Origin of the sequence: Flavobacterium aquidurense (assembly GCF_001404985.1) — a bacterium.
GTDB lineage: Bacteria > Bacteroidota > Bacteroidia > Flavobacteriales > Flavobacteriaceae > Flavobacterium > Flavobacterium aquidurense_B.
In genome coordinates this window covers 62,796-75,108 of the sequence record NZ_JRLF01000004.1, presented here as the reverse complement: position 1 = coordinate 75,108, position 12,313 = coordinate 62,796, and the positions used below count along the sequence as shown (strand labels likewise).

Annotated in this window: 11 protein-coding genes and 1 riboswitch; of the genes, 4 read left to right on the top strand and 7 right to left on the bottom strand. The window is 32.9% G+C overall.

What is annotated here, in order from left to right; all coding sequences use genetic code 11:
- Nucleotides 1-57 precede the first annotated feature (57 nt).
- Nucleotides 58-1,530, top strand: a complete 1,473-nt coding sequence (locus RC62_RS01305; RefSeq protein WP_055091830.1) for a S41 family peptidase — start codon at nucleotides 58-60, stop codon at nucleotides 1,528-1,530.
- 83 nt (nucleotides 1,531-1,613) lie between these two features.
- On the opposite strand, the gene RC62_RS01300 is transcribed toward RC62_RS01305, so the two are convergent.
- The 7 genes from RC62_RS01300 to RC62_RS01270 form a co-directional block, all read right to left on the bottom strand.
- Nucleotides 1,614-2,663 carry a YncE family protein gene (locus RC62_RS01300; RefSeq protein WP_055091938.1) on the bottom strand — a complete coding sequence of 350 codons (1,050 nt, stop codon included), beginning with the start codon at nucleotides 2,661-2,663 and terminating at the stop codon, nucleotides 1,614-1,616.
- Between the two features lie 4 nt (nucleotides 2,664-2,667).
- Nucleotides 2,668-4,521 (bottom strand): TonB-dependent receptor plug domain-containing protein, encoded by a 1,854-nt coding sequence (locus RC62_RS01295; RefSeq protein ID WP_055091828.1) that lies wholly within the window; start codon nucleotides 4,519-4,521, stop codon nucleotides 2,668-2,670.
- A gap of 26 nt (nucleotides 4,522-4,547) precedes the next feature.
- Nucleotides 4,548-4,754: riboswitch (cobalamin riboswitch) on the bottom strand.
- Between the two features lie 67 nt (nucleotides 4,755-4,821).
- Complete coding sequence (cobC, locus tag RC62_RS01290; protein ID WP_055091824.1) at nucleotides 4,822-5,355, bottom strand: alpha-ribazole phosphatase; 534 nt, start codon at nucleotides 5,353-5,355, stop codon at nucleotides 4,822-4,824.
- On the bottom strand, nucleotides 5,340-6,137 hold the full coding sequence (locus tag RC62_RS01285; protein ID WP_055091822.1) for an adenosylcobinamide-GDP ribazoletransferase: 798 nt from the start codon (nucleotides 6,135-6,137) through the stop codon (nucleotides 5,340-5,342). The genes cobC and RC62_RS01285 overlap by 16 nt, the downstream gene beginning before the upstream one ends.
- Nucleotides 6,138-6,194: 57 nt before the next feature.
- A complete protein-coding gene (gene cobT / locus RC62_RS22610) occupies nucleotides 6,195-7,889 on the bottom strand; it encodes a nicotinate-nucleotide--dimethylbenzimidazole phosphoribosyltransferase (RefSeq protein WP_082421189.1) in 1,695 nt (564 codons plus the stop codon).
- A 42-nt stretch (nucleotides 7,890-7,931) separates the two neighbouring features.
- Nucleotides 7,932-8,441: a bifunctional adenosylcobinamide kinase/adenosylcobinamide-phosphate guanylyltransferase gene (cobU, locus tag RC62_RS01275; RefSeq protein WP_055091820.1), complete on the bottom strand. Its 510-nt coding sequence runs from the start codon at nucleotides 8,439-8,441 to the stop codon at nucleotides 7,932-7,934.
- 201 nt (nucleotides 8,442-8,642) lie between these two features.
- On the bottom strand, nucleotides 8,643-9,005 hold the full coding sequence (locus RC62_RS01270) for a DUF5522 domain-containing protein (RefSeq protein WP_055091817.1): 363 nt from the start codon (nucleotides 9,003-9,005) through the stop codon (nucleotides 8,643-8,645).
- A 173-nt stretch (nucleotides 9,006-9,178) separates the two neighbouring features.
- Between RC62_RS01270 and RC62_RS01265 the strand changes: the two genes are divergently transcribed.
- The 3 genes from RC62_RS01265 (at nucleotide 9,179) to RC62_RS01255 (ending at nucleotide 12,252) form a co-directional block, all read left to right on the top strand.
- Entirely contained in the window at nucleotides 9,179-10,321 is a 1,143-nt protein-coding gene (locus RC62_RS01265; RefSeq protein WP_055091815.1) for an ABC transporter substrate-binding protein, read from the top strand.
- 5 nt (nucleotides 10,322-10,326) lie between these two features.
- Nucleotides 10,327-11,355 carry an iron ABC transporter permease gene (locus RC62_RS01260; RefSeq protein WP_245176759.1) on the top strand — a complete coding sequence of 343 codons (1,029 nt, stop codon included), beginning with the start codon at nucleotides 10,327-10,329 and terminating at the stop codon, nucleotides 11,353-11,355.
- Between the two features lie 120 nt (nucleotides 11,356-11,475).
- Nucleotides 11,476-12,252: an ABC transporter ATP-binding protein gene (locus RC62_RS01255; protein WP_055091812.1), complete on the top strand. Its 777-nt coding sequence runs from the start codon at nucleotides 11,476-11,478 to the stop codon at nucleotides 12,250-12,252.
- Nucleotides 12,253-12,313: the final 61 nt, after the last annotated feature.

Genomic DNA, 12,313 nt, shown 5'->3' with positions numbered 1-12,313 from the left:
TTAGAGTTAAAACTAAAGATACTATTTTTACGTTAATACTACATAGATACCTACTATATGAAAACAATATTAAAGAGTGTACTGTTATTATTTTTGCTTGCTTTTTCTTTGCAATCTTGTGAGGATCAGGATGATGTTGAGTCTCCAGCGGCTTTACAAGTAAATGATTTTGTCTGGAAAGGACTAAATCAGTTTTATTTATGGCAAGCTGATGTACCTAACCTGGCAGATGATCGTTTTAACACTCAGGAAGCATTAAATTCTTTTTTGAGAGGATATTCCAAACAAGAAGATTTGTTTCAGGATTTATTAAATAAACCAATCAGCAAATATCCTAAAGGTCAGGCAATCGATCGTTTTAGCTGGATTGTTGATGATTATACTGTTCTGGAACAGGAATTACAGGGAACTAGTAAAAATGATGGTGTAGATTTTAGATTGAGTTATAAACCCGGAAGCTCTACAGATTTGGTTGGTTATGTGCGTTATATTATTCCGAATTCTGATGCTTCAAAAAAAGAAATTAAGCGTGGTGACCTTTTTAGTGGAGTAAATGGGACACAATTAACGGTTTCTAATTATCAATCACTTTTAGCAGCTGATAGTTATACACTGAATATGGTTTCTTATAACGGAACTGGTTTTGAATCTAACGGAAAAACAGTATCATTAGTAAAAACAACTTTAGACGAAAATCCTATTTTTATCAATAAAGTGATTACTTCAGGAAGTCACAAAATTGGTTATTTAATGTATAATGGTTTCTACGGTAATTATGATACACAGCTTAATGCAGCTTTCGCTGAATTAAAATCACAGGGAATTACAGATTTTGTATTGGATTTAAGATATAATGGAGGAGGTTCTATACAAACTGCAACACGATTGGCAAGTATGATTACCGGGCAGTTTACTGGTAAGATTTTCTCTAAAGAAAAATGGAATGCAAAAATAAATGAATATTACGAAAGTGAAGATCCTGAATCTCTAAATAATAAATTCGTAGATAAAATCGATGGAACTGCAATTAATAGTTTGAACCTGACCAAAATATATATCTTAACGACAAGTGGGACAGCTTCTGCGAGTGAATTGGTAATAAACGGCTTAGTTCCTTATATTTCTGTAATTCAGATAGGGGAAACGACAGTAGGTAAAAATGTAGGATCTGTTACCTTATATGATTCTCCAACTTTTGGCAAATCAAACAGAAATCCAAATCATAAATATGCGATGCAGCCTTTGGTTTTAAAAATTGTAAATGCAGCTGATTTTGGTGAATATACAGATGGTTTAAAACCAACTTATGAGCAATTAGAACGCATTAGTAATCTGGGTGTTTTAGGAGATTCATCAGAACCATTGCTAAATGTTGCAATTTCGCAAATTACAGGATCAGGTGCTAAAAAAGCACAAAATGATAAAGGTGTAGCTTTAAAATCTTTTACAGATGTAAAAGCAATGAGCGGAATGAGAAATCAAATGTTTATAGAAAAAGCTCCCGAAGGTCTCTTAAGAGCATTAAAATAAGAATAATAAAAAAGGCTTTCAGAAATGAAAGCCTTTTTTATTATTGTATTATTCCAAAAACACAATTTATTCTAAACTAAAAATTATTCATTAAAGTAGAAACCATTTGGTGCAATACCTACAGCTAAATCTTTTATAAAAGTTCCATTTAAATCATAGATATAAGCTTTACTGCTTGATTTGAAGTCACCACCATCGCCAATATAAAATTTGTCATTTTTTACTGTGAAACCATATATGTAACCATCTGTAGAAAGACTCGCAGTAAATAATGGAGTAGTTGAAGGGGTTGTTGCCGATGTATTCATAGCATAAACAGATTTATTTACAGTGTAATAAATTTTATCGCCATAAATATCTAAATTTCCAGATCCGTCTAATGATTCAGGGAAAGCAATTTTAGAAATAGTTTTATCTGATAATTTTATTTTTACAAGTTCACCTCTATTTTGGTATGGACTTTTTAAAACATATAAAACGCCATCTTTTACCTCCATGCTGTCTCCACTATACCCAATAGTTATTGGAGCTTCTAAAGTTTTTGTTGCTGGATTAACTACTAATACTTTATCATTTGAAGAATCAGTGATGTATAATTTATTGTTTTCTAAAATAATTCTGTTTGCAGTTGAATTCAGGTCAATTTTAGATTCAACTTTATTTGTGGCTAAATCAATTACTGCAATAAAATCATCAGTATCTCCTGTTGCAGGATTAATGTACGAATATGTATTTGCATTTGTAACATAAGCCTTTCCGTCTTTCACTACACCATATCTTGGAGTAATAAGACCGGTTTCAATTTTCGAAACTAATTTAAAAGTATATCTGTTTACTACATTAATTACGTCAGATCCTCCCGCAATTATGTAAGCGTTGTCTCCATTAAAAAAGATATTTTGAAGATAAACACCCGCAAAATCTGCACCATTAGCAGCTTCATAAACGTTAGGAACAACGGTAGAAAAATCGTCACTTGAAAAAGAAACGGAACCACCTTTACTGGACCCTTCATTTAAAATAAAAAAACCATTATCATAAACTCCTTTTGGGGCATCATTTGAGTCGTCGTTAGAACAAGAAACAAAAAGCGATACGCTTAGTGCTATTAATAAAAATCTAGTTAGCTTCATTATATTAAAATTTAAGGTTAATGTATATATTAAAATTTCTGCCTGGCAAAGGTCTGTTTTCGAGACTTTCGTAATTCTCATTAAAAAGGTTCAAAACCTGAAAGCCTAATTTAAAAGATTCTAAAAAATTAAAATCATAATCAACTCCAAGATTTGATACCGTATAATCCTTTACGATTTGTTTAGGGTCATTATCAGATTGTGTGTAAACAAAACCATTATATAAAAATTGGTAATATGCTGAAATTTTGTTTCTGGAATAAGATATTGCGCCATTTACTTTATGAAACGGAACGAAAAATAACTGTTTTCCAGTTGCTTCATCTTCAGAAATCGTGTAAGCGTATGAGGCATTGGCACTAAAATAATTTTTACTAAAATGCTTTTTCCAGCTTAATAAAGTCTCGGCTCCGTAACTATTTACCTTATCAGTATTTTGAGGAGACCAAATTCCGTTTTTTCCGGGAACCCATTGCAGTAAATCTTTTATTTTCATGTAATAAAAGGTTTGTGTCAACGACATATTTTTGAATGTAAAAACGTTTCCAATTTCTGCCTGATAAGAACTTTCAGGTTTTAGATTTGGATTTCCGCCTTCTTCCCAATACAAATCATTAAAGGTTGGAATTCTGAAATTTCTAGACAGATTCAATTTTAAATTGTATAATTTATTGAGCTGATAAGATGATCCTAGTGAGAATAAAATTGGTGATTTATAATTATCAGTAAACTCTTTTCTGATTCCGAATTCATTTTTCCAGTCGGCTGAAAAATCTTGTTTTATCAATAATGCAGCTGAGCTAATTTCTCTGGTATGATCGCCAAAACCACTTCCATAACCTTTTGTCCTGTTGTAATCTATAATACCGTTAATTTGAGTTGATTTAAAAAGAGTATAACCTAAATCAGCTTTCGTGATTAAGCTTTCGGTTTTTCCGTAAGTATATTGGTTTTTGGAATTGTCAGCATAATATTGAAAATTTTCGAATATATAAGCTGCCTTGAAATTGGTTCTGAATTTCCCGAAATCGCCATCATATTCCAGTAAATTTCTGTTAAAACCATTTATATATTTGCTTTTTCTTTCTGTTTCTGTGATCAATGAAGTATTTCGATCTGTATTTGACGTTTGAGTATATAATTTCAAAATATTCTTTGAGTCGAATTTATATCCTACATTGGCATTCACTGTAATAATATCATATTGACCATTTTGGTTCCAGCGCTGTTCGCCTTTCCAGGTATATCTATTTAGATATTTATAATCGTTTGTAGAACTGTTTTTAGAAAATCCAATTTGAGCACTCCATTTTTCGTTCGAAATATTCGTTTTATAATTGATTCCAATGGTATTAAAACTTCCATAATCGAGCTTTAGATTATTTTCAAATCTTTTATAAAAAGCTAAGTCATTATTTAAATGAACAGTTCCTCCAACAGCGCCACTGCCATAAATAACGCTTCCTCCTCCGGCTTTTACACTTACAGAATTATAATCAGAACCTGAAATAGTATTAAAATCTGTACTTCCGTTCATTTGAGAATTGATATTTATTCCGTTCCAGATTACTGCCGTTTGTGATGCCGTAGTTCCTCTAAAAGCAACTGTAGAAAGCATTCCGCGACCATATTCCTTAAAATAAATAGTTGAATTGAAATTTAGTAAATCCGTAAGTAATGCTTCATTTTTAGCAATAACAGAATCATTGAGTTTTAAAACTGATTGTGAATTGGAGTATTTTTTAAGATTAGCATCAGAAACGATAACTTCTTTGAGACTGGTAATAGAGTCTTTCTGCGCCGATATAATCTGGCACAACAGCAATAAACAAAAAGCTGAAAGTCTTTTTAAAGTCATAATTTCTACACTCTTTTTCCCGAGAGCTCGATATTTGTTATAAAGGCAGGTCTCCTGGCTTGCGTTTTGTTATTTACCTTCCCATTCGCGGGGGCGATCAGTGGTTTTGTAGTTAATAACAAACATTCTTTTTCAGAACTTAGCATACAGTTGCGGGTACAGCTCAAGCTTTATATTACTTGATTCCCTTTTAATGTGTTGATTTAAACACAACCTTAATTTTGTGCAAAGATAAAGGTAAAATTATCGATTTTTCAAATTTATTGGACTTTTAAAAGTAAATTCTAATCAAAAAGGCATTTAAAGTACTATTTTTATTACCTGACCGAAATCTACTTTATTGTTAAAAGCATCTTTTAAGGGTAATAAAGTATGATGGCATAAGATACTTCGAATAACTCCCGCATGTGCAACTATAATTGTTGATGTTGCTGTTTCTTTTGAAAGTTGAGATAAAAAATCACCAACTCTTTTATGTAATTCGATAAATGATTCACCATTTGAGGCATTGATATTTACAAAATCTTCCATCCACGGATTGAGTTGTTCCCGATTAATGTCGTTCCAGTTTTTCATTTCCCAATCGCCAAAATTCATTTCCATCAAGAGCTCATCTTTTTGTAATGACAAGGCTTTAGTGTGCTTGTGAATATATTCGGCTAAAATTACACAACGCTTCAACGGACTCGAAAAGATAATTGCATCTTGTGGTAATTGCGAAACAATATCGTCGAAAATGTGTTCAAAAGGTTCTGCTAAACCTACATCAGATTGTCCGTAGCAAATTCCTTTTTCGCAAATTGTTTCCGTATGACGGACTAAATAAATTTCCATATAAAAAGAATACTTAAATAATAAACTACTTCACAAACTTGTTGCGTTGCACCCAAACAATCTCCTGTGTAACCATCTATCCATTTTTGAAAATAACGAGCTAGAAAATAACGCATTATGAAAACCGGAAGCAGGGCCAAAAGAAATTTGTACTGAAAATAAGAGAACACAAATAACGGAATCAGTCCAAAGAAAAAAGATCCTGAAATTTCTTTCCAGGTGTGATTTTTCGCAATCGGCTTGCTCTTGCTAGAAGCATCATCTCTCGAATATTCATGTGTAAAAATAATAGAGATTGCAGCAAGACGACTCAAAGCATGAGCCGAAACAAATAAAAGATAAACCTGAAAAACCGCAATAGCATTGTCTCCTTTAAAAAGTAAAATAGATTCAGAAAGCAATTTAAATTTCAATAAAAAAAGTAAAACTAAACCAATTGCCCCATAAGCGCCTATGGCACTATCCTTCATAATAATTAGTATTTTTTCTTTGGTCCAGCCTCCGCCAAAACCATCACAAACATCAGCAAAACCATCTTCATGAAAAGCTCCTGTAGTAAGAACAGAAGTAATAAATGCAAAAATAACAGCTGTTTCTGTTGAAAGAAAAAGAGAAAAGATATAAAAAGAGAGAAAAGAAATACTGGCAACAATCCAGCCAATCAAAGGGAAATATCGGGTTGCTTTGTTTAAATAATCAGGATGATGATCAATGTTTTTTGGACATGGAATTCTGGTATAAAACATTAAACAGGTAAAGAAGATATGTAGTTCTTTTTTCATTTAAAAAAGTGGATTTATAAATTTTTGATGAGTACTGAATACTGTAACTGAATACTGTTACTTTAATAACTTCCTACTGACTCCGGCACTTTCAAAACTTGCCATATCATTCAAAAAAGCTACGGCTGATTGTAAAATAGGAAAAGCAATTGCACAGCCAGTTCCTTCGCCTAAGCGCAAATCAAGGTTTAAAATTGGTTTTGCGTCTAAATAATTTAATAATTTTTGATGTGCTTTTTCAGCAGAGCAGTGACAGAAAACAGCATTGTTTTTTATATCGGGATTAATTTTTGATGCAACCAAAAAGGCAACACTGCAAATAAAGCCATCTACCAAAATCAGCATTTTATGATCGAAAGCAGTCAACATTCCGCTTGCAATTTGCATGATTTCAAAACCTCCAAAATAAGCGAGCTGTTGTTTTAATTCGGCATCACCGGAATAATTTTCAATGGCTTTTTGAAGTAAATTTTGTTTCTCAATCAGCTTTTCATTTTCAACTCCGGTACCTTTTCCAACACATTCTTCTATAGGTAAGTTGGTTAAAATGCTCATTAAAACAGAAGCTGTAGAAGTATTTCCAATTCCCATTTCGCCAAAACCTATGCAATTAGAGCCTGTTTTAGCAATGTCATCCACAATCGATTTTCCTTTTTCAAAACACAACTGCAATTCTATATCACTCATTGCAGGAATATGCAGGAAAGACTGCGTTCCTTTGGCAATTTTAGCGGGAATCAAATTGGCGTTTGTGGGAAAATCATAATTCACACCTGCATCTACAATCGATAACTGAATATCATTTTGATGGCAAAAAACATTTATTGCAGCGCCGCCTTCGAGAAAATTACCAACCATTTGTCTCGTCACATCCTGCGGATAAGCGCTTACACCATGATTTGCTATTCCGTGATCTGCTGCAAATACAACAATATTAGGATTTATTATTTTAGGATTTAAAGTTTCAAAAACCGTAGCAATCTTAAAAGCCAGTGTTTCTAAAGTTCCCAGAGCGCCGATAGGTTTTGTTTTAGAATCTATTTTTTCCTGCAAAAGTGCACTAAAATTATTTTTAGTTTCAGTTTTAATTTCAGATTGGGTTTTCAAATCAAAATCTAAAACAGGATTTGATATAACATTTTTAATTTCAGTACAAACCGGAGTTTCTGATTTTTGTTTCCAATTCAATTGCTGCAACATGGGTTGATTATCATAATTTGTTGCCGGTTTCCCGATACAAAAATATCCCAATGGCTCTATGTTTTCCGGTAAATCAAGGATTTTTTTAAACTGATAATAATTCAAAATAGAAACCCATCCCATTCCGTAACCTTGTTCTGTAAGCGATAGCCAAATATTTTGTGCAGCACAAACCGAACTGAATTTTACAGCTTCGTTACTGCCAACAGTTCCAATCGTAAATTGATTTAAAACAGATCGATCATATGCAATTATAAGTCCAATTGGCGCTTCTTCAATTGCTTCTAACTTCAGGGATTTATAGTGTTCTTTTTGTTCCGGATTATCAGTAAGCTCTTCGGCTTTTTTATTATAATCAAGAAATAGATTTTTTACAGCAGTTTTTACTTCGGCAGATTTTATGATAAAATATCTCGTAGCATCGGTTAATCCCACAGATGGAGCCCAATGTCCGGCTTGTAAGGCTTTTTTAATCACCTCATCAGGAACTTCATCCGTCGTGAAATGACGCGTGTCCCGGCGTGATTTTAAAATATCATCTAAGTAACTCATTTTTTGTATAGTTTTAGAATTTGGAGTTCTCTTAATTTTATTTTAACCTTTGATTTTAACGGGAATTCCTGAAACCATCAAAATTACTTCATCTGCATTTGAAGCCAGAAACTGATTCATCCAACCTTGTAATTCGGTAAATTTTCTGCCAATATGAGTTTCGGCATGAACCCCCATTCCAATTTCGTTTGTAACAATAATCAAGGTTGCATTTTCCTGATTTGCAATAGAAAGAAATTCTTTTTTAGCTTCTTCCAGACTTAAAATTACATCATATTTATGGTCAGTAAAAAAGTTTGTCAACCAGAGCGTTACACAATCAATCAATGCTGTTTTTCTTGTAAAATCAATTTTACTTAAATATTTTTCTTCTTCAATATTTGTCCAGCGTTCATCTCGTTCCTGCTGATGACGATCAATTCTGCTTTTGAAATCATCATCCCATTTTCTGGCAGTTGCCACATATAGAGGTGATTCTGAAAGCTGTAAAGCTAAGTTTTGAGCATAATTGCTTTTTCCTGATCTTTCGCCTCCGGTAATTAGATAAATCATTTATTGATTGTTAAGTATAAATTGTTAGTTGTTATGGCGTTTCCTTCGGCCGGGCTATTCGCTTTATTCCCAATTTAAAAAACTACGGCTAAAAAGCCTTGTTTTTTTAAATTGGGAGATATCGCTTCTATCCCTAACGCAAATGACCAATCGTATAAAAAATAGTTATAAATTTATAACTAATAATTCATAATTAACAATTTAATAAGGGCAATGACGGCAATCATTTCCACAACAGCTTCCTCTTTTCAGGTGAAACCAAGCTTTAAAAACATAATTATTGTTTTCGAGATAGTAATCAATTCCTTCAATTAGTTTTTCTTGTTTTGGTAAAGAGAGGGCTTTATTCGTGAGGGCTTTTTGAGGTGTAATTGTTTCTATATAAGCATCTATTTTATCTTCGCAGGCTTCTTTAAAACAAACTGGACAAAGACAATCACCTCCTTCAGAAAGATTAAATATAGGAGGGAAATCATTGCACCAACATTTGTTTTCGGTTGAAATATCGCCACAATTAAAAGAAGATTCGCAACCAGAACAAACTTTTGTTTTTATGGTATTCATAAGATAAAGGTGGTATTTGTGGGATTTTGTAAGAATAAAAGTAAACAAAAAAAATAGAAATTGCGTTACCTTTGTCTCTTTCAAAATCTAAATTATTAAATTAGAATGATTCAGATTATGAGCCAAAATTCGAGAAAGCAAAAACTATTCCCTAAAAATAAGATAACCTGTTTATGAAAAATTTATTACCCAAATTAATTTTTATTTTACCCTTTTTTATTCTCGTTGGATGTAAAAAGAATGAAACTGCGGAGATTGCAAAAACTGAAATTGCAACAAACAGTATAGAATACGCTTCCGGACTTTCTATTGTAAAACACGAAGGATATTCAGTAGTGACAGTTTCAGATCCATGGCCAAATGCAAATGCAAAATTTACGTATATTTTAAAAGAAAAAGAAGCTAAAGTTCCGGACAGTTTACAAAAATATACCACAATAAAAGTTCCATTAGAATCTGTTGTAGTAACCTCGACAACTAATATTCCGTTTCTTGAAATGCTGGAAGTCGAAGATAAATTAGTTGGTTTTCCGCACACTGATTATGTATCATCAGAAAAAACCAGAGTTTTAATTGATAAAGGTGCAGTTAAGAATGTAGGTCAGAACGAAAAATTAAATATCGAGCAATTGATTGAGTTGTCTCCGGATCTGATTGTTACTTTTGGAGTTGATAATAACAATCCGATGTTGGATAATTTGAAGAAAAGCGGACTGACTATTTTGATTCAGGCAGACTGGATGGAGCAATCTCCACTAGGAAAAGCAGAATGGATTAAACTATACGGAGCATTATTTGGCAAGGAAGATAAAGCCAAGGAGTTATTTGATAAAATTGTTTTGAGTTACAATCAGGCTAAAAAATTACTAGCCGATAAACCTGCAGTTTCGACTGTTTTATATGGTGCTATGTACGAAGATGTATGGTATGTAGCCAAAGGAAATAGCTGGGTTGCACAATTTATGAAAGATGCTCATGCAAATTATTTATGGTCAGATCTAAAAGGAACCGGAAGTGAAGGATTGTCTTTTGAAAAAGTTTTGGTAAAGGCAAAAACAGCTGATTTCTGGATTGCTTCTGGTGCATTTAAAACATTGGATGAATTTGGAAAAATTAATACACATTATAGTCAGTTTGATGCTTTTAAAAATAAGAATGTATATACATTCGAAGGTAAATCAGGAGCAACAGGAGGAACAGTATATTATGAATTGGCGCCAAGCCGTCCTGATTTAGTATTGAAAGATTATATCAAAATATTTCATCCTGATTTATTGCCAAGCTACGAATTTACTTTTGCATCTAAATTAAACTAAAGATATTGATCAATAAAAAGCGAAATATAATCCTGTTTTCAATACTTGGTTTAGTACTCTTGTTTATGTTTTTTCTGGACATTAGTTTAGGATCAATAACAATTCCGTTCAAAGAAGTTTATACAAGTTTAACAGGAGGCCAGGCCAGCAAATCGACATGGGAATATATTATTATTAATTATCGTTTGCCTAAAGCAATTACTGCTGTTTTAGTAGGTGTAGGATTGTCTATCAGCGGATTATTAATGCAAACCCTATTCAGGAATCCTTTAGCCGGACCGGATGTTTTAGGACTAAGTTCCGGAGCGATTTTAGCCGTAGCCGTTGTGATTTTAGGTGCAGGTTTTTTACCCACATTTTTAAACGTGATTCTTTTGTCACCTTACGGGATTGTAATTGCATCAACATTAGGAAGTGTTTCTGTTTTAATGTTGGTTTTGTTAGTAGCACAGCGATTACGAAACACAATGGCAATTTTAATTGTTGGACTAATGTTTGGCAGTTTTACCAGTGCTATCGTTGGGGTTTTGACCTATTTTAGTTCGGCAGAACAATTACAGAAGTTTACCTTTTGGTCCTTAGGAAGTCTGGGAAATCTTTCCTGGACCTCTATTGCTATTTTAGCTGTGTGTATAAGTTTGGGTTTACTTTTAAGTGCAAGTAGCATAAAGCCTTTGAATGCATTGCTTTTAGGAGAGAATTATGCTAAAAGCATGGGTTTGAATTATAAAATGGCACGACTAACAATTATATTTGCAACAAGTATTCTGGCAGGAAGTGTTACAGCTTTTGCGGGTCCTATTGCTTTTATTGGTTTAGCAGTTCCGCATATTGCAAAGCTCACTTTTCAAACCAGTAATCACGCCGTTTTATATTGGAGTACATTTTTTTATGGCGGAATAATCATGCTCTTTTGCGACATAGCCTCACAATTACCAGGATTAGAAACCACATTACCAATTAATGCCATTACGTCTATAATAGGTGCACCTGTAGTGGTTTGGTTATTAATGAGAAAAAGAAATTTTCAGTAAAAATTATTTATCCACAGATTAAAAAGATTCTCGCAGATTTTAAAATCATTTTAATCCTTACAATCTGTGGCAAAAGAAACTTATCAGCTTAGTAACTCAGAACCTTAGCAACTTTAAAAAATGAATACTATTTTAGAAACTTCAAACTTAAGTATTGGATATAAATCCAAGAAAGAAACTGCGGTTATTGCTGAAAATCTAAATCTAAATTTAAGTTCCGGAAAACTAATTTCATTAATTGGAGCAAACGGAATTGGCAAATCAACCTTATTGCGCACAATTACCGGAATTCAGCAGCCTTTAGCAGGAAACGTTTTCCTGAATGATAAAAATATTAATACATATACACCTTTAGATTTAGCTCAAAATCTAAGTTTGGTTTTAACCGAGAAGTTGCCACCAAGTAATCTTTCTGTTTTTGAGTTGGTTGCATTAGGCCGTCAGCCTTATACAAACTGGATTGGTACTTTGACGCCAACTGATATTGAGAAAGTTCAGGAGGCCTTAGAATTGACTCAGATTGAGCATTTAGCTCAGAAAAAACATTATGAAATTAGCGACGGACAATTACAAAAGGTTTTAATTGCAAGAGCACTGGCGCAAGATACACCATTGATTATCCTGGATGAACCTACAACACATTTGGATTTACTGCATAAAGTAGCCTTATTCAAATTATTGAAAAAGCTAACGCAGGAAACTCAAAAGTGTATTTTGTTTTCAACACACGATATTGATCTGGCGATTCAGTTAAGTGACGAAATGATTATTATGACACCGGAATTAATTATTCAGGATGAACCTTGTAATCTAATTTCAAAAGGAAGTTTTGCCACTTTATTCAAGGACGAACATATTATTTTTGATGCCGAAAGAGGAAAGTTTATAATTACTTAAAGGTTGGAAGTCCCAGCGGGACGTAATATTTATATAAATGTGAATCACATTCAATAGAGCC

Coding starts and splice junctions, on each gene's coding strand:
- RC62_RS01305 (WP_055091830.1), top strand. CDS start 58: ATGAAAACAATATTAAAGAGTGTACTGTTATTATTTTTGCTTGCTTTT.
- RC62_RS01300 (WP_055091938.1), bottom strand. CDS start 2,663: ATGAAGCTAACTAGATTTTTATTAATAGCACTAAGCGTATCGCTTTTT.
- RC62_RS01295 (WP_055091828.1), bottom strand. CDS start 4,521: ATGACTTTAAAAAGACTTTCAGCTTTTTGTTTATTGCTGTTGTGCCAG.
- cobC (WP_055091824.1), bottom strand. CDS start 5,355: ATGGAAATTTATTTAGTCCGTCATACGGAAACAATTTGCGAAAAAGGA.
- RC62_RS01285 (WP_055091822.1), bottom strand. CDS start 6,137: ATGAAAAAAGAACTACATATCTTCTTTACCTGTTTAATGTTTTATACC.
- cobT (WP_082421189.1), bottom strand. CDS start 7,889: ATGAGTTACTTAGATGATATTTTAAAATCACGCCGGGACACGCGTCAT.
- cobU (WP_055091820.1), bottom strand. CDS start 8,441: ATGATTTATCTAATTACCGGAGGCGAAAGATCAGGAAAAAGCAATTAT.
- RC62_RS01270 (WP_055091817.1), bottom strand. CDS start 9,005: ATGAATACCATAAAAACAAAAGTTTGTTCTGGTTGCGAATCTTCTTTT.
- RC62_RS01265 (WP_055091815.1), top strand. CDS start 9,179: ATGAAAAATTTATTACCCAAATTAATTTTTATTTTACCCTTTTTTATT.
- RC62_RS01255 (WP_055091812.1), top strand. CDS start 11,476: ATGAATACTATTTTAGAAACTTCAAACTTAAGTATTGGATATAAATCC.